We start from the raw sequence: 21,366 nt of genomic DNA, 5'->3' as shown, positions 1-21,366 counted from the left end.
TACGGTTAGACTGCGGCGCTACGGTTTCGGCTCCGCCGGCCGCACGAAGAGCTTGGTGTCCACGGTGGGGTTGATGACCATCTCTTTCACCGTACTCGACCCACTCTCCTGGCCGTTCTCGGAGATGGCCTGCTTGGAGGGCAGGGAGATGCCGTCCACGGTCATCCACTCCAGGTTGTCCGTCGCCCGCTGGGTGGGGCCGGCCATGCCCACGGTCTGAAATGTGGTGCGCAGGACTTTGCCGCTCTGCGGATCCACGTACCAGCGAGTCTCGGCGCCATCGGCATTGACTTCGAGAATCTTCGCTTCCACGTTGCCGATCTTCTCCGTACCGTTGGCGACGAAAATGAACTTGGGATCCGAGGCGTGCTGGGCCACGTAGATCAGGTGGCGCTTCAGGGTCTTCAGGGTTTCGTCCTTCATGACGGCGGGCATGTCGCTTGTCTGGCCGCCCATGCTGACAAAATTCCCAGCCGGTGACAACACCGTCACCCGCTCCCCCATCGGCGTCTGCAGCTTCATGTAGGTAGTGTCGGGAAAGAGGGTGGTGCCTTCCGCTTCGATGGGGATCTCCCCTCCGGGCGTCTTGATCAGGAGGGTGGCCGTCTGGCGGATGGCCTTGACTCCCTGAACTTTTTCCGCGCCGCCCAGCGCCGTGACCACCTTGGCGATCAAGGCCATGCCTTCCGGGTTAGATTCGGCCGGCTTTTTGGCCGCGCCGCCGGGCGCGGTATCCGGGATGGAGATGTCCAGGTTGGTGACCTCGCCGAAGGAAGCGAGCGGCCGCTCAAAGTCCGCAGCCTTGCCCACCACCAGCACGGCGAGCTGGTCCCTGTGGACGTAGGTTTGCGCCACGCGGGCCACGTCCGCGGCCGTCACCTTCTCGATGGCCGCGCGGTAGCGTTCCAGGAAGTCGGCGGGATAGCCGTAGAACTCATAGGCCATGCGCTCGCGCAGGATCTTGTCCCTGGAGTCGAAGCGGAAGACGAAGGAGTTCAGGATGCTGTCCTTGGCGCGCTTCATCTCGTCCGCCGTGGCCGGGTTCTTGACGATGCCATCCAACTCCTCGCGCAGGGCTTCGATGGAGGCGGCGGTGGTCTGGCTCTTGGTGGTCATGCCCACCTGCAGCACGCCGGGATGGTCGAAGGCTGAGCTCACGCTGCCGAAGACGGCATAGGCCAGGCCCTTCTTGGAGCGGATGTTGGAGAACAGCCGCGAGGAAAAACCGCCGCCCAGCACTTCGTTCATCACCTCGACGGCGTAGTAATCCGGGTTGTCGCGGGTGATGCCTAGGTCCACCATGAAGATGGCGCTCTGGTTCACGTCGTCTTTGGCGGCGAAGTAGATGCCGGGCTTGGGATGCTTGAAGTTGATGGCCGTCTTGACTGCCTCCGGACCCTTGGGCCAGGAGCCGAAGGCCGCGCGCAGCTTGGCCTCCATCTCCCTGGAGTCGAAGTCGCCCACCACCCCGAGGATGATGTTGTTGGGATGGACGTGGGCGTGGTGCCAGGCCAGCAGGTCGTCGCGGGTGACGGCCTTGATGGTGTAGTACTCGGGGACCCGGGAGTAGGGATTGTCGGCGCCGTAGGCCAGCTTGCCTCCTTCCCGGGTGGCGATTCCCAGGAAGTTGTCATTGCGGCGGGAGATGGAGGTGTTCAGCTGCGTCTTGGCCAGAGCGAGCTTGTCCTCGCGGAACTCCGGCTGCTGAAGAAGCTCGGCGAAGACCGGCAGCACCGTGTCCAGGTCTCCTTTGAGGCACGACCAGGACATGTTGGCGGAGTCCGCGCCCCCGGAGGTCTCGATCTGGGCGGCGCGGGTTTCGAGCACGTCGTCGAGCTGATCGCCGGTCTTGCCCTTGGTGCCGCCGGTGCGCCACGACTGCCCGAACAGGGTCACCAGGCCCGCCTTGGCCGCGGGTTCATCGCGCGAGCCGCCGCGGATGCGCGCTACGCCCTCGATCAGCGGCAGTTCGTGGTCCTCCTGCAGGAAGATCACCATGCCGTTCTCCAGCTCAACGCGCGTGGGTTGCTGGGGGTTGAAGGGAGGCAGCGGCGGCTTCGGGATCCTCTGCCAGGGGGCCATGCCCGCGGCAGCAGGCGCCTTGGAGGGCGCTGCGGCTTTCTCCGCCTGCGCCAACAGGGAAGCGGGCGCGAGCACAAGGGCGAGGATCACGAAACTCAGCAACGAAGGGCTGACAGCTCGATGGATGCGGTTCATTACTTGGCTCCTTTCGGGGCCGCGCCGGCCATCTTCGTGCTTTCGATCATGCCGACGGTGCGGTTGGTGAAGACAAAGGTCTTGCCGGCGACCCGGCGGATGTCCGCCTTGGTCACCTTCTCGATGCGGTCGATGTCGCGGAAGAGCTCGCGCCAGTCGCCGAAACGCGCCTGGACGGTGCCCAACTGGGTGGCCAGGCCCTGATTGTCCGCCAGTTGGCGGATGAGGTCAGCCTTGGCCCGGGTCTTCACGCTCTGCAGCTCTTCCCCGGTGACGTCCTCGTTCTTCAGCCTTTCGAGCTCAGCGTGGATGGCGTCCCCGACCTCCTGGGGCGTGTGCCCGGCGGAGGGCACGGTGAGGAAGGCGAACAGGTTCGGGTACTTGTCTCCCGGAAAGCCATTGAAGCCGGCGGCGAAAACGGCGATCTTCTTGTCGCGCACCAGGGACTTGTAGAGACGCGAGGTGCGGCCCTTGGAGAGCACGTCGGAGATGGCGTTGTAGATGGCGTCGTCCGGATCGCGCGAGTCGGGGCGGTGGTAGCCCTCGAAATAGAAGGGCTGGGAGGCCTCGTGCAGGATCACCATGCGCTCGGCGTTCTGCGGCGGCTCGACGGTGCGGGCGGGGTCGGGCATGGGCCCGGCGGGCAGGCGGCCGAAGTATCTTTCCAGCATCGGCAGAATCTCTTTGGCCTTCACGTCGCCCACCACCGCCACCACGATGTTCGACGGCACATAGTACTTTTTGTAGAACTGCTCGGCGTCGGTGGCGGAGAAGGTGTTCAAGTCCGAGTCCCAGCCCACCACCGGACGTCCATAAGGGTGTGCAATGAAGGAGGCGGCCAGGAACTGCTCGAAGAGGCGGCCGACGGGCTGGCTGTCGGTGCGCAGGCGGCGCTCCTCGTGTACCACGTCGCGCTCCTTGTAGAACTCGCGGAACACCGGGTGCAGGAAGCGCTCGGACTCCAGATACGCCCAGAGCTCCAGCCGGTTGACGGGCAGGGAGTAGTGGTATCCAGTCTCGTCGTTGCTGGTAAAGGCGTTGAGCCCGGTGCCGCCCTCGCGGTCGATGATGTCGCCGAATTCGTTGACGACTACGAACTTGTCGGCGGCGGCGATGGCGTCCTTCCAGGCCTTTTCCAGCTCGGCGACCTTCTTGTCGTCGCGGCCGACGGGGCGGCGGCGCTCGGTGTCATAGGCGGCGTAGGCCTTCTCCACCCTGGCCAGCGCCACTCTCTCCAGGGCGTAGTTCGAGGTGCCGACCTTGTCCGTGCCCTTGAACGCCATGTGCTCGAACATGTGAGCCAGGCCGGTGATGCCCGGCACCTCCTGCACCGAGCCCACGTCCACGTGGGTGAAGAAGGAGAAGACCGGAGCCTCCGGCCGCTCGCAGATGAGCAACGTCAGGCCGTTGGGCAGCTTCTTCAAGGTGATGCGCTTCTCGAAGGAAGTCACGTCCTGCGCGGACGCGGCCCCCGCCAGCAGGGCAACGCACACCAGGGTCGGGAGGATTCGCCGAGTGAGGGATTTCATGCAGCCTCCGATGGAAAAAGACTAGGGCCAAGCAAGGTACCGTTTCGGCGCGAGTCTGTCAAACGCGGAGGGGCCTCTTTGCGCTGTCTTCAAGCACTCGCGGCGATGTGCGGGAAGGCGCCCGCACCCGGCTGGTTATTCACCAGAGCGTCCGATAACGCGCATACTCAGGTCGTGACTTCCCGGGCCCAAGAGCCGCTGCTGGCCGCCTTCCTCGACTACGCGCGGGTGGAGAAGGGCCTGGCGCCGCTGACCATCTCCGCCTACGCGCGCGACCTGCGCCAGTTCGCTGACTTGCTGAAGAAGAAGAAGCGGAGCCCGGCCGAGGCGCGGCGCAGCGACGTGCGCGACTTCCTCGACCAGCTCTATGCCAACGCCGTGGACGGGCGCTCGGTGGCGCGCAAGCTCTCCGCGCTCCGCCACTTCTACCGCTTCCTGCTGCTCGACCGGCACGTGGAGCGCGATCCCACGCTCAACATCGAGTCGCCCAAACAATGGAAGATCATGCCCAAGGCGCTTACGCAGGAGGAGATCGGGATGATGCTGGGTGGGCCGGCGCGTAACCTCGACCGCAAACTCGCGCCGGCACTGGCGGCCCGCGATGCCGCCATGCTGGAGATGTTCTACGGCGGAGCGCTGCGCGTCACGGAGGTCGTGGGCGTGGGAGTGGAAGACCTGAAGCTCGACTTGGGCTACGTGCTGGTCCGCGGCAAGGGCGACAAGGAGCGCATTGTTCCGCTGGGCCGCGCCGCGCAGAAGGCGATTGCGGCTTACCTCAAGGACGGACGTCCCGCGTTGTTGGGTTCCTCGTTCCTCGTTGCTCGTTCCCCGGGTTCCAAGCCTGGCGAGAAACGAGAAACCCGAAACGAAAAACCCGCTGACCGCAACTCACCGTACCTTTTCATTGCCCAGGGCGGGCGGCGGCTCACGCGGCAGCGCGTGTGGCAGATGGTGCGCGCCGCGGCCGCGCCCACCGGACGCAAGGTCAGTCCGCACATGCTGCGCCACAGTTGCGCCACCCACATGGTCGAAGGCGGCGCCGACCTGCGCACGGTGCAGACGATTCTGGGACACGCCGACATCGCCACTACGCAGATTTACACCCACGTGGCGCTCGACCGGCTGCGCCAAGTCTATCGCAAGCACCCCCGGGCCAAGGCAAGGCCGCGCCTAGCCGCGGCGGCGAAAGGCGGGCGATGAAGACGCAGAAGACTTCCCGCGGCGGCACGGTTGTCGAGAAGGCGGCGGCGCAGTTTTTGCGCTCACTGCAATCGGAGCGGCATGCCTCGCCGCATACCGTCGCCGCCTATCGCAAAGACCTGACAAAGTTCGCCGAGTTCGTTGGCGGCGCCGGCTGGCCGCAGATCGACCACATGCGCATCCGCGGCTTCCTCTCGCATCTTTACAGTCAGGGGCTGGGCAAGACTTCGGTGGCGCGGGCGCTGGCCGCGGTGCGCTCGCTCTATCGCTGGCTGGCGAAGGAGGGAGTGGTCGAGCAGAACCCGGCGGCGCTGGTGGCCACGCCGCGCCTGCCGCAGAAGCTGCCCCGCGTCCCTACTATCGAGGAGATGAACCGCATCCTCGACGCCGAGCTGCCGGAGAGCGTTGCTTTCCCCGAGCGCGACCGGCTGATCCTCGAGCTGCTCTACGGGTGCGGGCTGCGCAACTCCGAGCTGACCGGACTGCAACTCCAGGACGTGCGCTCCGACGAAGTCCTGCTGATCCGCGGCAAGGGGAAGAAGGAGCGCTATGTGCCCTTCGGGGAGTCGGCGCGCGCGGCTATCCAGGATTACATGCCGCAGCGCCAGCGCGTCCTGGCACAGTTCAAGAAGAAGACGAGCGTGCTGCTCGTCAACCGCCGCGGCGGCTCGCTGACCACGCGCAGCGTCGGACGGATCGTGAAGCAGGTCGCCGTCGCTTGCGGGCTGCCCTCGGACGTCCACCCCCACACCCTGCGCCACGCCTTCGGCACCCACATGCTGGAGGAGGGCGCCGACCTGCGCGCCATCCAGGAGATGCTCGGCCACGAGCGCCTCTCCACCACACAGCGCTATACCCAGCTCTCCATCAAGCACGTGATGCAGGTGTACGACCAGACGCACCCGCGGGCGAAGTGACGGCGTTCAATCCGCGGCCGTGGCGAGCTGTCCGGGCTCGAGCGTGTCGCCGTGCAGCTCGGCGTGCATGGGCGTCCACATCGCCATCAACTGCGCCTTGAGTTCGTGGGTGAGTGCGTCGTAGGTGGCTTCGGGATCGTTACCGAGCGGCGAGGGATAAATCGGGTCGCCGATGGCCATGCGCAGCGGCAAAAACCCCTGGAAGGGCCTGCCGCGCGGCCAGGCGTCGAAGAAGCCGTCGAGCGCCACGGGATAGATGGGCACCTTCATGTGGATGGAAAGGATCGCGGCGCCCTTCTTGAAGACCTTGGGCGGGCCGTCGATGGTGCGTTCGCCTTCGGGGAAGAGCAGCAACATCTTGCCGCGGCGCAGGCCATAGGCGCCGGCGCGCATGGCGGGGACCAAGTTGGAGTCCGGGTCCACGACGACGATCTTCAGCGAGCGCGCGATCCAATTCATGATGCCCTGGCCGAAGATCTCGCTGGTCCCCACCGAGAAGTGGTCTTTGAAGAGCGAGTAGGGCAGCGCGCTGGCCAGCAGGATGGGATCGAGATAGGACTGATGGTTGGGACAGAGGATGAAAGGCCCGTGCGGCGGCAGCTTCTCCATGCCGGTGATGCGGAACTGGAAGCGGTCGCGGGCGAAGAGGTCCACGACTCTTCCGATGAGGAACCAGGTCCGGCTGCGGAGCGGGTGCGGTTCATCGATGGCCAGCAGTTCGGGGTCAGTGGGTTCGGTGGCGAAGACGGCGTCCCAGCCGGCGAAGCCGCGCGGGCCGCCTGCGGCGCCTACGCCCGAGCCCACCGCGTCCACGCCGGAGCGGACGGCGTCCACCATCTCGCGCACGGTATAGACGCCGGAGACCACGCTTTCATCCACGGCCGCGCCCAGCTCATGCTCGAGCGCCACCAGCAGCTCGACGCGCTCCATGGAGTCCAGCGCCAGGTCGAGCTCCAGGTTGTCGGCGGGATGGAGGAAGGCCGGAGGCGGCTTCACCGCCTGGCGCACCACCTTCAGCGCGCGCTGGACGTCGGGAAGCTCGAGCCACGCTTGATCCTCGGCGGTCACTGGGCGGGCGGCTTCCGGCGCCGCCTCTGGATCGGCCGCCGCCCGCTTGGCTTCGACCTTCTTCTGAATCTCAAAGCGCTTGAGCTTGCGCGTAGTGGTGCGCGGCAGCTCTTCCTGCCAGAGATCGAAGCTCAAGATGCGCTTGGTGCTGGGCAACTGCTGCGACAGGCTTTCGAACTCCCAGCGGATGACCTCGCGGGTGTTGACGATGTGCTTCTGCTTGAGCAACTCGAAGTTGGGCACCACCACGCCGTGCAAGCGCTCGGAGAAGGGCTCGCCCGGGCGGCTCTGGAGGCCCATCACACACATCTCCTTCGCCCACTGGCATTTCAGGTAGTGCTGCTCCACCTCCTCGGGAGAGATGTTTTTTCCCGAGCTGAGGACGATGATCTCCTTGCGGCGCCCGGTGATGAACAGGTTGCCGCCGGAATCGAAGTATCCGAGGTCGCCGGTGTGTAGCCAGCCATCACGTAGCGCCAGGGCGGTGATGTCGGGGCGGTTGTAGTAGCCCTTCATGACGATGCGGCCGCGGATGGCGACCTCGCCCACGGGCGGGCCCTCGCCGTCGCCGTTTTCCGGCGGCTGCGCGTCCACGATCTTGGCTTCCACGTCCGGCAGCGGCCGGCCCACCGAGCCGATCACGTTGTGCGCGGGGGGCGTGGCCACGGCGCCGCCGGAGGTTTCCGTCAGTCCGTAGGCCTGGAGGATGTCGAAGCCCAGCGCATCCAGGTCGTGGCCGATGGCCGCGTCGAAGCGCGAGCCGCCGGTGATCAGGTAGCGCATGCTCGTTCCCAGGGCCTCGTGCGCCTTGCGGAAGAAGACTTTGCCCAGGTTCCACCCCAGTCGCCGGCCCAGGCGCGAGAGTCCCATCAGGAAGCGGAAGGTGGTCTGGGTCGCCGCGCCGCCCTCCTTCACCTGCTTCAGGACGCGTTCGTGGATGAGGTAGAAGAACTGCGGGACGCAGACGAAGATGGTCACCTGGCGCTCGCGCAGGGCGCGCAGCAGCTCGGCGGTGTTGAGAGTCTCGAGATAGACGACGCTTGCTCCCCCTGACAGTGGCAGCATGAGGTTGGCCATCTGCGCCAGCGCGTGGAAGAGCGGCAGCACGCCCAGGATGACGTCGGTGGGGCGGACGTCGAGGTAGAGGAAGACAGACTCGATCTCCCCCATCAGGTTGTCCTGGGTGAGCATCACGCCCTGCGGCTCGGCCGTGGTCCCCGACGTATAGAGGATGACGGCGAGGTCCTCGGGCTGGGTTTCCGCCGGGCGGAAGTTGCCGGGGCCGGCGGCCAGAATGGCGTCCAGGCTGGCGGCGTCCGCTTCCTCTCCATCGAGCAGGACCATGCGGATGGAGAGTCCCTCGGCGGCGCGGCGGGCGGTTTCCAGATTCTTGCAGTCTGTGAACACGACCGAGGCGCCGCAATCGCGCAGCAGGCGCCCGATCTGGTCCGCCTTGAAGGCGGTGTCGAAGGGGACAGCGACCATGCCCGCAGCCACCGCGCCCAGGTAGGCGGCCACCCAGCGCGGGCGGTTCTGGGCCAGAACCACGCAGCGGCTGCCGCGCGCGACGCCGCTCTCCGTGAGCCAGCGCCCCACCGACTCGGCCATGCGGCGCAGCTCAGCGTAGGTGTGGCGATCGAGCGAGGCCTCGCGCTGCATCTCGACCGCCACGTTCTGCGGCCAGCGCTCGACCGACTCCAGAAACCGCGCGTAGAAGCCCTGCATCGTCAGGAGACTCTACTTGATGATGACGCCGCAGGCGATGCGGTCGCCGGCGTTGCCCGACGGGTCGGTCTTCATGTCGTCGGCCTTGGCGTGGATCACCAGCGCCGTGCCGCCGTTCGCGAAGAGCGAGTTCGGCTGGCCTTCCTCGAGCGTCACCTGGTCGTTCAGCAGGCCCGTCTTGAGCGTGCCTTTCTTGCCGACGGTGATGTTCATCATGTCGCCGTTGTGATGTCCCTCCGGGTTCTCCAGGCCGTGCTTCTTGCCATTGGGATTGAAGTGTCCGCCGGCGGACTTGAAGTCCGGCCCATCGCACTTGGCGTTCTGATGAATGTGGATGGCGTGTTCGCCGGGCGGCAGGTTCTTCAGATGCACCGTGATGGCGACGAAGTGGCCCTTGGGCGAGAGCGTGGCCGTGCCTACGCTTTCCCCTTTGGCGTCCTTGAGTTCGACTACCTTGTGATTGCCCTTGGCGAAGGCGAGAGCGGTTGCCAGCAGCAGCGCGAGCAGTACGGCAAAGTTTCGTTTCATTCCATCCTCCTCAGGAAGAGGCAATTATAGGCGGACGAGGCGGCCCGCCTCTACCTGCGTCGTTCGCCGACCTGCCGCATCCAATGTGCTAGGCTTGATTCAGGCGGATTTCCGCGCCTTTCGACAGGACCCGGTCCATTGATCAATACCCTCATCGCCAAAGTCGTCGGCACCAAGAACGAGCGCGAGGTCAAGCGCATCCGGCCCCTGGTGGAGCGCATTGCAGCGCTCGAGCGGGAGACGGACCGCCTGAGCGACGCCGAACTGCGCGCCAAGACCGACGAGTTCCGCAAGCGCATCGCCGACCGCCTGGCCAGCCTCCCGAGTCAGCCGGAGGCCAGCCCGGACCGGCTGCGGGAGATCCAGAAAGAACGCGAACTAGTGGTGAAGGAGATCCTGGAGGAGCTGCTGCCGGAAGCCTTCGCGGTAGTGCGCGAAACCGGGCGGCGCGTCCTCCAGATGCGCCACTTCGACGTGCAATTGGTGGGCGGCGTCGTCCTGCACCAGGGCAAGATCGCAGAGATGAAGACCGGCGAAGGAAAAACGCTGGTCGCGACGCTGCCCGTCTACCTGAACGCGCTCGCCGGCAACGGCGTGCACGTGATCACCGTCAACGACTACCTGGCCAAGCGCGACTCGGAGTGGATGGGAAAGCTCTATGGCTTCCTGGGGCTGAGCGTGGGCGTGATCGTGCACGGGCTGGACGACACTGAGCGCCGCGACGCGTATGCCGCCGACGTCACCTACGGCACCAACAACGAGTTCGGCTTCGACTACCTGCGCGACAACATGAAGTTCGACCTGGCGCAGTGCGTACAGCGCGGACACAACTTCGCCATCGTGGACGAAGTGGACTCCATCCTGATCGACGAGGCGCGCACCCCGCTCATCATCTCCGGCGAGAGCGAGCAATCCACCGACAAGTACGCCCGCGTGAACCGCATCCTTCCCAAACTGGAGCGCGGCGAGGAGATCGACAAGGACGACACCAAGACCCTCACCGGCGACTATGTGGTGGACGAGAAGCACCACACCATCACGGTCAGCGACGCGGGCTGGGAAAAAGTGGAGCAGTTGCTGGGCATCGGCAATATCGCCGACCCCGAGAACTGGGACCTGAAGCACCACGTGGAGACCGCGGTCAAGGCGCACGCGCTCTACCGCCGCGACGTGGAATACGTGGTGAAGGACGGGGAAGTCCTCATCGTGGACGAGTTCACCGGGCGGCTGATGCCCGGGCGGCGCTGGTCCGACGGCCTGCACCAGGCCATCGAGGCCAAGGAAGGGGTGAAGATCGAGCGCGAGAACCAGACCCTGGCCACCATCACCTTCCAGAATTACTTCCGCATGTACAAGAAACTGGCGGGCATGACCGGCACCGCCGAGACCGAGGCGGCCGAGTTCGACAAGATCTACAAACTCGAGGTGCTCGTCATCCCCACCAACCGCACGCTGCTGCGGCATGAGAGTCCCGACGTCGTCTACCGCACGGAGCGCGAGAAGTACAACGCCGTCAGCGATGGGATCCAGGAGTTGCACCAGCGGGGCCAGCCGGTGCTGGTGGGCACCACCTCCATCGAGAAGTCGGAACGGATCTCCGAGCTGCTGAAGCAGAAGAAGATCCAGCACGTGGTGCTCAACGCCAAGTACCACGAGAAGGAAGCGGAGATCGTGGCCCAGGCCGGGCGCAAGGACGTGGTGACCATCGCCACCAACATGGCCGGCCGCGGGACCGACATCCTGCTGGGCGGCAATCCCGAGTTCATGGCTAAGCAGGAGTGCGTCAAGAAAGGGGTGGCGCATCCGGTGCCACTCGAGGAAGCCTTGGCTACCCCGCGCCTCGGAAAAGAAGGCGTTACGTTCTTTTACTACCAGGGGACCGAATACGAGGTCTCGACCGAGCAGTGGGAGGAAGCCTTCCAGCGCTACAAGGCGCAGACCGACGCCGAGCACGATGAGGTGGTCGCTGTGGGTGGCCTGCACATCCTGGGGACGGAGCGGCACGAAGCGCGGCGCATCGACAACCAGCTCCGTGGGCGCGCCGGGCGCCAGGGCGATCCCGGCTCCTCGCGCTTCTACCTCTCGCTCGAAGACGACCTGATGCGCATCTTCGCCAAAGAGTGGGTCTCCAAGTGGCTGGAGAGGCTGGGCATGGAAGAGGGCATCCCCATCGAATCGCGGCTCATCACCCGCCGCATCGAGGCCGCGCAGAAGGCGGTGGAAGTCCAGAACTTCGAGGCCCGCAAGCACGTATTGGAGTACGACGACGTGATGAACAAGCAGCGCGAGGCGGTGTACAGCCTGCGCCGCCAGCTGCTGGAGGGTCTCGACCAGAAGGACCTCATCCTTGAGGACTACGTGGCCAGCACCCTGGGCGACCTGCTGGAACAGTTCGCCCCGGAGAAGACCCACCCGGATGACTGGGACCTGGCCGGCCTGAAGAACCAGATTTCCGGCCGCTTTGCCGTGGACCTGGCCGCCGAGGGCGTGAAGCTGGAGGAACTGGGCCGGCAGGAGCTGGGCGACGCCATCTTCGAGAAGCTCAAAGAGCGCTACGAGGCCAAGGAAAAGTTGCTGGGCCCCGACGCCATGCGCTACCACGAGCGCATGATCATGCTCAGCGTGCTCGATACCCAGTGGAAAGACCACTTGCTCTCGATGGACCACCTGAAAGAGGGCATCGGGCTGCGCGGCTACGGACAGCACGATCCGCTGGTGGAGTACAAGCGCGAGTCCTTCGAGGTATTCGAGGAGATGATGCAGCGCTTCCAGGAAGAGACCTCGCGCACCCTCTACCTGATGGAGATCGTCGGCGGCGAAGGACGGGCGGCTGGCGGCGGCCCGGAGTTCGACGGAAGTGCTCCCGATGCCGGCGGCCCGGCGTTGAGGCTTGCGGGTCCGGGGGGCCGGCCGCCACGGAGCGTCGCCACGACCATCGATGAGATTGAGGCCGAGTTCCAGCGCAAGAAGCGGCGCGAGTTGGAGCAGGCGCGCCTGGCGGGCGCCGGCGACTACCAGCCGGTGCAACAGGTGGTACGCTCCGGCGCCAAGGTCGGACGCAACGATCCCTGTCCCTGCGGCTCCGGCAAGAAGTACAAGAAGTGCTGCGGCATGGCCGCCTGAACGGAAGGCAGAGTCGTCACAGACCGGCGTGACCGTTGCCCTATTAATCCCACCTCCGTCCGGACATACAATCTCGCTAGCCTACCCAGGAGGTGCGCCATGCTTGCCATCCGACTGGTGCGACTCATCGAGAATCACTCCGAGCAGCTTGCCCGGGGACTGACCGAGAAGGTCTGGAACTCTTCCAAGTGCAGCGACCTCCACAGAGTCCCGGCGGATGAGCTCCAGGCCCGCACGCACGAGATCTACCGCAACCTGAGCGACTGGCTGATGAACAAAACGGAAGCCGAGGTGGAGCGGCGGTACACCGAGCTGGGAGCGCGCCGCGCGCACCAGGGAGTGGCCTTCAGCCACTTCGTGTGGGCCATCACCGCCACCAAGGAGCACGTGCGGGCTTTCGTGCAACGGGAAGGCCTGGCAGACAGCGCCATGGAGCTGCACGGAGAACTGGAGCTGCTGCATTTGCTGGACCAGTTCTTCGACCGCGCCCTGTACTACACCGCGGTCGGCTACGAGCAGGCCCACGCCGTGCGCGCGGCCTAGGGCTTCCGGCCCACGGCCCGGAAGGTCATCTCCTTCGCCGGGCTGCCGCTGCGCGCCTTCCAGGCGAAAAACAGCGCGACGTAGGAGTCGGTGATGTAATCGCGCAGCGCCACGCCCAGGCGCTTCGCCGTGCGGTCGATCCAGTTCGGCGGGCCCTCGATCTCAGACACATTGCCGATGGGCGTCTCATCCACCAGCACGTGCCCTTTGCCGTCGCTCCAGCCGGTGCGGTATTTCTCATACCGAAAGGTGGGTTCGAAGCCCAGGGCGCGCAGGATGGCGTCCATCCGGGCTCCGTCGGCGAGCTCGGTTTCGGTCTCGATGCGCGACTTGTGTCGGCCGACCATGCCGCGGCCCTTGTGGGTCAGAGTCCACGTCTTGCCGTACTGGCGCAGCCGCAGCAGCTCGCCGCGCTTTCTCAGTACCTGGCCGGGAAGGTCATAGAGCGTGTTGCTCTCGTGCGCCCGGCGCTCGCTGACGCGGAATCCTGCGGCGCGCAGCTTGCGCGCCAGTGCCTTCGGGTCGCGGATCAGGAACTTGATCTCGACTTCCTTGGAGGACATTTCGACGGCAGTATAAAGCAGATTCCTCGCTGCGCTCGGGATGACAAGAGGAAAGGATAACGAGAGGAAGGCTACTTCTCCCGCGCGACCACGAAGTCCGGTACCCAGAGCAGGGCGCGCTTGATCTCGGAGTCGGGGAAATCGCTAACGCCGTCGCGGGCCTCGCGGGCCAACTGGTGGGCGAGGGTGGTGGCGGCCTCGATGGAGCCGTAGCGGTTGAGGACCTCGAGGATTTGAGGGTGGGCGACGCTCTGAAACGCCCCTTCGTGCAGCACGGTCTCGATGAGCGCGCGCTCTTCCCGGGTGCAGTGCTCGAGCGCATGGATCACGGCCATGGTGACCTTGCCTTCGCGCAGGTCACTGCCCACCGGCTTGCCCAGGACTTCTTCCGAGGCGGTGAAGTCGAGCACGTCGTCCACGATCTGGAAGGCTAGCCCGACCTTGCGGCCATACTCGCCCAGCGTTCGCTCCTCTTCTTCCGTCGCCCCGCCCAGGATCGCGCCCAGGCGCATGCACGCGGAAAACAGGCACGCGGTCTTGCGATGGATGAGGTCGAGGTGCTCGTTCAAGGAGATGAGGCGGCCGAGCTTCTCGATTTGCAGGAGTTCGCCTTCCACCATCTGCTGGGTCAGCTCGATGAGCACATCGAGGACCTTGAAGTTGCGCTCCTGTACCGCGATCTTGAAGGCCTGCATGTAGAGCCAGTCGCCGGCCAGCACGCATTTGGAGTTGCCCCACTGGGTGTTGGCGGCGGGACGCCCGCGGCGCGTCTGAGCCTCGTCGATGATGTCGTCATGGACCAGGGTGGCGGTGTGGATGATCTCCACCACCGCCCCCAGGCGGATGGCGCCGCGACCTTTGTAGTCGAAGAGCTTGGCGGTCAGCAGCAGCAGCGCCGGGCGGATGCGCTTGCCGCCGCCCTCGCGCAGGTGCTCGCCGATCTCGGTGATGGCCTGGACGCCGGAGACGGTGTCTCGCCCGAACTCGCGCTCGATGGCCGCCAGGTCCTCGCGCAGCAGCTCGAAGAAGACCTCGCGCGTCGACGATGTGACTGGTGTCGCCAATGCTCTTTCCGTGGAGGCGCCCGTTCGGGCGTCCCGTTTTTGCGGACCCTCAGTTCGACCGATAGTTATCGAAGCGCATGTCGATCCCGAAATCGTGAGCCCGCAGCAGCGTCATGATCTCCTGCAGCGTGTCGCGGTCCTTGCCGCTCACTCGCACCACGTCTCCCTGGATCGAGGCCTGCACCTTTTTCTTGGCGTCTTTGATGGCCTTCACGATCTCCCGCGCCTTTTCCACCGGGATGCCCTGCTGCATGGTGACGCGCTGGCGCACGCTCGAGCCCGCCGCCGGTTCCACGGCGCCGTAGACCAGGGCGCGCAACGGCACGGCGCGCTTCACCAGCTTCTGCTGCAAGACGTCGTTGACGGCCTTCAGCTTGTAGTCGTCCACCGAGCTGATAACGATGGCTTCCTTGCCCTCGAGCACGATGTTCGACTTCGAATCCTTCAGATCGAAGCGCGTGTGTACTTCCTTGAGCGCCTGCTGGATAGCGTTCGAGACCTCCTGCAGGTCCACCTTGCTCACGATGTCGAAGGAGTTTTCGGCCATGGCTGGGTGACGACTAGTGTAGCCCAGGCGGCGCTTGCGCCGGCTCTTTGCAGATATTTCACAGCTTAAAGAAGGAATGGAAGTTCTGGCGGGTGGCCTCGCCTACCTCTTCCGGCGTCAGGCCGCGCAGCTCCGCGATCCTGGCCGCGACTTGGGCGACGAAGGCCGGCTCGTTGCGCTTCCCGCGATGCGGCACCGGCGCCAGGAAGGGCGAATCCGTCTCGATCAGGATACGGTCGAGTGGCAGCTCGCGCGCTGCCTGGCGGATGTTCTCCGCCTTGGCGAAGGTGACGTTGCCGGCGAAGGAGATGAGGAAGCCCATCTCCAGCGCCGCCCGCGCGTGGGCCAGGCTTCCGGTGAAGCAGTGCAGAATGCCTCCCAGGCCGTTCGAAGCCCATTGCTCACGCAGGAGCGCGAGGCAGTCGTCCCAGGCGTTCTCGCTGCCATCGGACGGGCGGCAGTGGATGACGATGGGCAGTTTGGCCGCGCGCGCCTGCTCCATCTGGCGCAGGAAGACCGTGCGCTGCACCTCGCGCGGCGAGTGGTCGTAGAAGTAGTCGAGGCCGATCTCGCCCCAGGCGATGACTTTGGGATTGCGCGCCAGCCGAGCCAGCTCCGCGAAATCTCCTTCGTCGGCCAGCTTGGCCTCGTGAGGGTGGATGCCGACCGTGGCGTAGATCCACGGGTGCTGCTCCGCCAGCTGGATGCCGCAATCGAGCGAGCCCGGTCCCGTCCCGCTGCCGATGGCGACGATGGTTTCGAGCCCGGCTTGGCGGGCGCGCTCGAGCACGGCCTCGCGGTCGGCGTCGAACTGCGACATCTCGAGGTGGGCGTGGGAATCTACAAACATTGTGAGATTGGGTAATCGGGCAATCGGGCAATTGAAGATGAACCAGCTGGTTCCAATTTCCCAATTTCGCAATTACCAAATTACTCAATCACTTCAGCCTCGCCCCGACCGGCACGTCTTCCAAAAAGCCCGCCAGCACCGGCGAGCCCTTCTCGCCCACCGACGCCGCCAGGATCATTCCGTTCGATTCCACGCCGCGCAGCTTGCGCGGCGCGAGGTTCACCACCAGCACTACCTTGCGCCCGATGAGCGACTCGGGCGCGTACGTCTCGGCGATGCCCGCCACCACCTGGCGCACCTCCGTGCCGATGTCCACTTCCAGGCGCAGCAGCCGGTCGGCGCCTTGGACTTTCTCCGCCACCTTCACCTGGCCCACGCGCATCTCGATCTTGGCGAAGTCGTCGATGGAGATCTTGCCATCGGAGGGGGGTGGCGCTACCGGCTTGGCGGGCGGAGCGGCGGCGGGCTGCTCACTCTTCGGCGGGGCTGCGGGCGCGTTGGTGGAGCGTTCTTCTTCCATTTTCTGCATCCTTTCGATTGCGGACTTGTCGGCGCGCGGGAAGACGCCTTCGATTTTTCCCAGGCGGGTCTTGGCTTTGAGCTGGCCCCAGGCAAGCTTGTCGAGGCGCAGCTTGTCAATCTTGCTCAATCCGAGCTGGGCCCAGATGCGTGCGGTGGACTCGGGCATCACCGGATGCGCCAGCGCCGTAACCACGCGCAGCGCCTCGGCGGCGGTGTAAAGCACCGCGCCCAGACGGGCGCGACTGGGCTTGTCGGATTTCTCCGCCAGCGCCCAGGGTTGTTCCTCCACGATGTACTTGTTCACCGCGCCCACCAGCGACCATGCCGATTCCAGCGCGCGGGAGAACTCGAACCGTTCGAAGTGCGAGCGGAATTCCTTGATGACTGTGCCAGCACGCTGCGCGACGGCTTTCTCCGCGGCCGCGGGCTTGCCGGCGGAGGGGACCACGCCGTCAAAGTAGCGCGCGATCATGGTCAGGGTGCGGCTGGAGAGGTTGCCCAGGTCGTTGGCCAGGTCGGAGTTGTAGCGGTGGACCAGGGCGTCGAAGGAGAACGAGCCGTCCTGTCCGAAGACGATCTCGCGCAGCAGGAAGTAGCGCAGGGCGTCGTTGCCCAGCACGTCCACCACGGTCTCGGCGCGCACCACGTTGCCGCGCGACTTCGACATCTTGCTTTCCTCGAAGAGCAGCCAGCCGTGGGCGAAGAGCGAGCGCGGCAGCGGCAGCCCGGCGGCCATCAGGAAGGCCGGCCAGAAGACGCAGTGGAAGCGCACGATCTCTTTGCCGATCATGTGCACGTCGGCGGGCCAGTAGCGCTTGAACATCTTGGCGTCGGCGCCGTAGCCAATAGCGGTGATGTAGTTGGAGAGCGCGTCCAGCCAGACGTACATCACATGTTTGGGATCGTCGGGCACGGGCACGCCCCAGTGAAACGTGCTGCGGCTGATGGAAAGGTCGCGCAGCCCGCCGCGCACGAAGGAGATGACCTCGTTGCGGCGCGTCTCGGGGCGGATGAAGTTCGGGTGCTCGTCGTAGTAGCGCAGCAGCTTCTTCTCGAAGGCCGAGAGCTTGAAGTAGTAGTTCTCCTCGCTGACGGTTTCGGTCGGCCGGCCGCACTCGGGACAGGGAGCGCTGGATCCGGCGGCGTCCACGTAGAGGTTGTCGTAGATGCAATATTGGCCGGAGTACGTGCCCTTGTAGATGTGCCCGTTTTTCTCCAGGACGCGCCACAGCTCCTGCGCGCCGCCCTTGTGGCGCGGCTCGGTGGTGCGGATGAAGTCGTCGTAGGTGATGCCCAGGCGGTCAAAGGTAGCGCGGAACTCGGCGGCCACGGAATCCGCCCAGTGCTGCGCGGTCTGGCCGGCGGCGGTTGCCGAGCGTTCCACGTTCACGCCGTGCTCGTCGGTCCCGGTGAGCAGGAAGGTGTCGTCGCCGAGCATGCGGTGGTAGCGCGCCAGCGCGTCGCAGACGATGGTGGTGTAGGCGTGGCCCAGGTGCGGGCGCGCGTTCACGTAGTAGATGGGCGTGGTGATGTAGAACTTGCCCTTAGCCATGCGTTCTTTCCAGGTAGGCGCGCACGGCTTCTTGCATGACGGTCTTGAGTGGAAGGCGGCGGCGCGCGGCGATGCGGCGGCAGTCCTCGTACTCGGGCGCGAAGTTGGCGACGCTGCCGTTCAGGCTGGCCACCTTCATCCGCACCGCGCCCCAGGGCGTCTTCACGCTGAGCGAGCGCCGTTGCAGGACTTGGCGGCGCTCCTCGCGCATGCGCACGCCCAGCGTCGTGGTCTCGGCGAAGATGAGATGCGCCAGCCGCGAGGCATCTCTTGGTTTCGCAAGGACGGTCAGCAACATTCCCGGGCGGTTTTTCTTCATCTGCACCGAAGTGGCGAAAACGTCGAGCGCACCCGCGGCCAGCGCCCGCTCCATCACGTAGCCGAAAAGCTGCGGGTTGAGGTCGTCGAGGCTGGCTTCGAGCACAGTGACCGTATCTTCATCTTGCGTCGCCGCGCGGCCCGCGCTCGCCGCCTCGCCTACCGTCAGGCGCAGGACGTTCGAATGCTCGTGGAAATCGTGCTTGCCTGCGCCGTAGCCAGTGGCGACAATCTTCATGGCCGGGAAGCTCGAGAAACGCGAAGCCAGAGTCTTCACGATGGCGGCGCCGGTGGGCGTGACCAGCTCGGCTTCGATTCCCGATGAGTACACCGGAGCGCCGCGCAGCAGCTCAACCGTCGCCGGCGCCGGGACAGGGAAGCGGCCATGCTCGCAGGCCACGGTACCGCTGCCGACGTTCAGCGGTGACGAGACCCACTCGTCCACGCCCAGAATCTCGGCTCCCACGGCCGCGCCGACGATGTCCACGATGGCGTCCGCGGCGCCCACCTCGTGGAAGTGGATCTTCTCGATGCTGGTGTTGTGGATCTTGGCTTCGGCCGCGCCTAGCGCCTCGAACATGGAGATGGCTGTTGTTTTGACGCCGGCGGGGAGCCCGGCCCCGGCGATGATCTCCCGGATCTCCTTCAGCCCGCGGTGTCCGTGCGCACTGGCCGTCTTCCGCGGCGCCGGGTGGTGGTGGCCATGGTCGTGATCGCGGCTCTCTCGCGGCCGATCCTTCTTCCCGCGGACCAGGACGTCCACCTTGGTGGCGCTGATGCCGGCGCGCTCGACGCGCGATACTTCCAACCGTGCGCCAACCTTGAGCTCAGCCACGGTCTGGCGCAGCACCTCGGCGGGGACTCCGGCATCGACCAGGGCGCCGAGAAACATGTCGCCGCTGATTCCGGAAAAGCAGTCCAAGTAAGCGATGCGCATGGGTAAACTGCGCGCGAGGCGTGCGCGGCAAGTCCGCGTTCATGATAGGGAAGCGGTCGCGCGGCGTCAAACCAAGCGACGCGCGAGCGTTTGCTATAATCGCCTTTTTGTTCAGTGACTTACGAGGACTCCTGAAACTTGTATCGCCACTTCCAGCGCCGCCTCGCCGAACCCATTCGCGGATTCCTGCGCAAGCAATACCAGCTTGAAATCGAAAACGTCGTGGTCGAACAACCGCCGCGGGTGGAGATGGGAGAGTACGCGCTGCCGCTCTCCTTCGAGCTGGCAAAGAAGCTCAAGAAGGCGCCGCGGAAGATCGCGGAAGAGATCGTCGCCGGAGTCGGCGAGATCCCCGGTTTCGAGAAGCTGGAGGTCGCGGGCGCGGGCTACATCAACGCGCGGGTGAAGCGGGCGGAGATGGCCGCGGCGCTGTGCCAGCCGCCGGAAGAGGCGGCGGCGCTCGCGGAGCGGATTCTGGTCGAGCACACCAGCGTCAATCCCAATAAGGCGGCACACATCGGGCACCTGCGCAACGCCATCCTGGGCGACAGCTTCGTGCGCCTGCTGCGCGCGACCGGCTGCTCGGTCGCCGTCCAGAACTACATCGACAACACCGGCGTGCAGGTGGCGGACGTGGTCGTCGGGCTGCTCCATCTGGAAAAGAAGTCGCGCGCCCAGGTGGAGGAGCTGATCGAAGGGCCGCGCTTCGACTACTACTGCTGGGACCTCTACGCCCGGGTCTCGCTGTGGTACGAGGAGGACAAGGAGAACCTGGAGCGCCGCAGCGAGGTGCTGCACGCCATCGAAGCCGGCGGGAACGAGACGGCGCAGATGGCCGAGCTGGTCGCCACCGACATCGTTCGGATCCATCTCGAGACCATGCAACGCCTGGGTGTGGAATACGACTTTCTGCCCCAGGAGAGCGAGATCCTGCGGCTGAAGTTCTGGGACGCGGCCTTCGAGCAGCTCAAGCAGAAGGGCGTGCTCTCGCTCCAGAGCCAGGGGAAGAACGCCGGCTGCTGGGTGATGCGGAGACAAGCCACCACCACAGGGGAGACAGAGGACGCGGAGGAAAACCAGAAAGTCATCGTGCGCTCGACTGGCACCGTGACCTACGTGGGCAAGGACATCGCGTATCACCTGTGGAAGTTCGGCCTGTTGGGGCGCGAGTTCCCCTGCCGCCGCTTCTACAAGTACCCGAGTGGCCACCAGTGCTGGATCTCGACGGCGACTGAGCTGGGCGAGGCGGACGCGCCGCACTTTGGCGGCGTCGCCGCCATCTACAACGTCATCGACTCGCGCCAGGCCGAGCCGCAGAACCAGGTCATCGAGGCGCTGCGCGCCCTCGGCTACCAGAAGCAAGCCGACCGCTACACCCACTTTTCCTACGAGATGGTGGCGCTCACCCCGGGCTGCGCCGCCGAGCTGGGCTACGACCTTTCGGAAGAGGACCGCGGCAAGGCGTTCATCGAGGTCTCCGGACGCAAGGGCTTCGGGGTGAAGGCCGACGACCTGATGGATGCGCTCATCGGCTCCGCCCGCAAGGAAGTGGACAGCCGCCACGCCGATCTAAGCGACCCCGAACGCGGCCAGATCGCCGAGCAGATCGCCATCGGCGCCCTGCGCTACTTCATGCTGAAGTTCACCAAGGGCTCCGTCATCGCCTTCGACTTCAAGGAAGCGCTCAGCTTCGAGGGCGAGACCGGGCCCTACGCTCAGTACGCCGTGGTGCGCGCTACCAACATCTTCCGCAAGGCGGGGGTGGAGCCGGAGAAGGCGCTGGCGGAGAAGGCGAACCTTGCGAAGTATCTATCTGGCGAGGCAGGGAACGAGATCTGGGAGCTATGGCTGGCGGCGGCCAAGCTCTCGCACGTGGTGGAGCAGTGCATCGCCACCACCGAGCCCGCGCACGCGGCCAAGTACGCCTTCACGCTGGCGCAGTTCTTCAACAACTTCTACCACCGCCACCACATCCTGCACGAGCCGGACGCGGCGCGGAAGCAGTTCCTGCTGGCTACGGCGGCCGTCGTGCGGCGCGAACTGATGCGCACGCTGGAACTGATGGGGATTTCCGTTCCTTCTGTGATGTAACCGTTACGGTTCGCGTCCCACGCCCAGGGCATCCGCCACGCGGTTGATGTAGTTGAACCAGGAAGCGATGAG

The 21,366-nt window shown here is 65.4% G+C and carries 15 protein-coding genes; 5 read left to right on the top strand and 10 right to left on the bottom strand.

All coding sequences use genetic code 11. The features are described from left to right. Nucleotides 1-18 precede the first annotated feature (18 nt). Both VGQ94_04625 and VGQ94_04620 read right to left on the bottom strand, forming a co-directional pair. Nucleotides 19-2,172, bottom strand: a complete 2,154-nt coding sequence (locus VGQ94_04625) for a pitrilysin family protein (GenBank protein ID HEV2021791.1) — start codon at nucleotides 2,170-2,172, stop codon at nucleotides 19-21. A gap of 44 nt (nucleotides 2,173-2,216) precedes the next feature. Then, nucleotides 2,217-3,746: a pitrilysin family protein gene (locus tag VGQ94_04620; GenBank protein ID HEV2021790.1), complete on the bottom strand. Its 1,530-nt coding sequence runs from the start codon at nucleotides 3,744-3,746 to the stop codon at nucleotides 2,217-2,219. A 174-nt stretch (nucleotides 3,747-3,920) separates the two neighbouring features. Here VGQ94_04620 and VGQ94_04615 point away from each other — a divergent pair, with 174 nt between their 5' ends. Further along, the gene (locus VGQ94_04615) at nucleotides 3,921-4,946 is read left to right on the top strand and encodes a tyrosine recombinase (protein HEV2021789.1); all 1,026 of its coding nucleotides are present in this window, start codon (nucleotides 3,921-3,923) and stop codon (nucleotides 4,944-4,946) included. After that, the gene (locus VGQ94_04610; GenBank protein HEV2021788.1) at nucleotides 4,943-5,863 is read left to right on the top strand and encodes a tyrosine recombinase XerC; all 921 of its coding nucleotides are present in this window, start codon (nucleotides 4,943-4,945) and stop codon (nucleotides 5,861-5,863) included. Before VGQ94_04615 ends, VGQ94_04610 begins: the two co-directional genes overlap by 4 nt. A gap of 6 nt (nucleotides 5,864-5,869) precedes the next feature. Here the strand turns inward: VGQ94_04610 and VGQ94_04605 are convergent, their stop codons facing one another. Beyond that, nucleotides 5,870-8,656 carry an AMP-binding protein gene (locus VGQ94_04605; protein HEV2021787.1) on the bottom strand — a complete coding sequence of 929 codons (2,787 nt, stop codon included), beginning with the start codon at nucleotides 8,654-8,656 and terminating at the stop codon, nucleotides 5,870-5,872. 12 nt (nucleotides 8,657-8,668) lie between these two features. Then, entirely contained in the window at nucleotides 8,669-9,184 is a 516-nt protein-coding gene (locus tag VGQ94_04600; GenBank protein HEV2021786.1) for a superoxide dismutase family protein, read from the bottom strand. A gap of 138 nt (nucleotides 9,185-9,322) precedes the next feature. Between VGQ94_04600 and secA the strand changes: the two genes are divergently transcribed. Continuing rightward, entirely contained in the window at nucleotides 9,323-12,307 is a 2,985-nt protein-coding gene (gene secA / locus VGQ94_04595; GenBank protein ID HEV2021785.1) for a preprotein translocase subunit SecA, read from the top strand. 99 nt (nucleotides 12,308-12,406) lie between these two features. Beyond that, nucleotides 12,407-12,850 carry a hypothetical protein gene (locus VGQ94_04590; GenBank protein ID HEV2021784.1) on the top strand — a complete coding sequence of 148 codons (444 nt, stop codon included), beginning with the start codon at nucleotides 12,407-12,409 and terminating at the stop codon, nucleotides 12,848-12,850. On the opposite strand, the gene VGQ94_04585 is transcribed toward VGQ94_04590, so the two are convergent. The 6 genes from VGQ94_04585 to larC form a co-directional block, all read right to left on the bottom strand. After that, nucleotides 12,847-13,413 carry a class IV adenylate cyclase gene (locus VGQ94_04585; GenBank protein HEV2021783.1) on the bottom strand — a complete coding sequence of 189 codons (567 nt, stop codon included), beginning with the start codon at nucleotides 13,411-13,413 and terminating at the stop codon, nucleotides 12,847-12,849. The genes VGQ94_04590 and VGQ94_04585 overlap by 4 nt on opposite strands. Before the next feature lie 71 nt (nucleotides 13,414-13,484). Further along, on the bottom strand, nucleotides 13,485-14,477 hold the full coding sequence (locus VGQ94_04580) for a polyprenyl synthetase family protein (GenBank protein HEV2021782.1): 993 nt from the start codon (nucleotides 14,475-14,477) through the stop codon (nucleotides 13,485-13,487). A 49-nt stretch (nucleotides 14,478-14,526) separates the two neighbouring features. Next, nucleotides 14,527-15,024 carry a YajQ family cyclic di-GMP-binding protein gene (locus VGQ94_04575; protein HEV2021781.1) on the bottom strand — a complete coding sequence of 166 codons (498 nt, stop codon included), beginning with the start codon at nucleotides 15,022-15,024 and terminating at the stop codon, nucleotides 14,527-14,529. Nucleotides 15,025-15,082: 58 nt separating this feature from the next. After that, a complete protein-coding gene (locus VGQ94_04570) occupies nucleotides 15,083-15,874 on the bottom strand; it encodes a TatD family hydrolase (GenBank protein ID HEV2021780.1) in 792 nt (263 codons plus the stop codon). An 88-nt stretch (nucleotides 15,875-15,962) separates the two neighbouring features. Further along, entirely contained in the window at nucleotides 15,963-17,948 is a 1,986-nt protein-coding gene (metG, locus tag VGQ94_04565) for a methionine--tRNA ligase (GenBank protein HEV2021779.1), read from the bottom strand. Next, a complete protein-coding gene (gene larC, locus VGQ94_04560; GenBank protein ID HEV2021778.1) occupies nucleotides 17,941-19,188 on the bottom strand; it encodes a nickel pincer cofactor biosynthesis protein LarC in 1,248 nt (415 codons plus the stop codon). Before larC ends, metG begins: the two co-directional genes overlap by 8 nt. A 153-nt stretch (nucleotides 19,189-19,341) precedes the next feature. Between larC and argS the strand changes: the two genes are divergently transcribed. Then, on the top strand, nucleotides 19,342-21,294 hold the full coding sequence (argS, locus tag VGQ94_04555; protein ID HEV2021777.1) for an arginine--tRNA ligase: 1,953 nt from the start codon (nucleotides 19,342-19,344) through the stop codon (nucleotides 21,292-21,294). The last annotated feature ends 72 nt before the right edge of the window (nucleotides 21,295-21,366 follow it).

The organism is Terriglobales bacterium, from assembly GCA_035937135.1.
Classification (GTDB): domain Bacteria; phylum Acidobacteriota; class Terriglobia; order Terriglobales; family Acidobacteriaceae; genus DASYVL01.
This window is presented reverse-complemented; position numbering and strand designations above follow the sequence as displayed.

Coding starts and splice junctions, on each gene's coding strand:
- VGQ94_04620 (HEV2021790.1), bottom strand. CDS start 3,746: ATGAAATCCCTCACTCGGCGAATCCTCCCGACCCTGGTGTGCGTTGCC.
- VGQ94_04610 (HEV2021788.1), top strand. CDS start 4,943: ATGAAGACGCAGAAGACTTCCCGCGGCGGCACGGTTGTCGAGAAGGCG.
- VGQ94_04605 (HEV2021787.1), bottom strand. CDS start 8,656: ATGCAGGGCTTCTACGCGCGGTTTCTGGAGTCGGTCGAGCGCTGGCCG.
- VGQ94_04600 (HEV2021786.1), bottom strand. CDS start 9,184: ATGAAACGAAACTTTGCCGTACTGCTCGCGCTGCTGCTGGCAACCGCT.
- VGQ94_04590 (HEV2021784.1), top strand. CDS start 12,407: ATGCTTGCCATCCGACTGGTGCGACTCATCGAGAATCACTCCGAGCAG.
- VGQ94_04585 (HEV2021783.1), bottom strand. CDS start 13,413: ATGTCCTCCAAGGAAGTCGAGATCAAGTTCCTGATCCGCGACCCGAAG.
- VGQ94_04575 (HEV2021781.1), bottom strand. CDS start 15,024: ATGGCCGAAAACTCCTTCGACATCGTGAGCAAGGTGGACCTGCAGGAG.
- VGQ94_04570 (HEV2021780.1), bottom strand. CDS start 15,874: ATGTTTGTAGATTCCCACGCCCACCTCGAGATGTCGCAGTTCGACGCC.
- metG (HEV2021779.1), bottom strand. CDS start 17,948: ATGGCTAAGGGCAAGTTCTACATCACCACGCCCATCTACTACGTGAAC.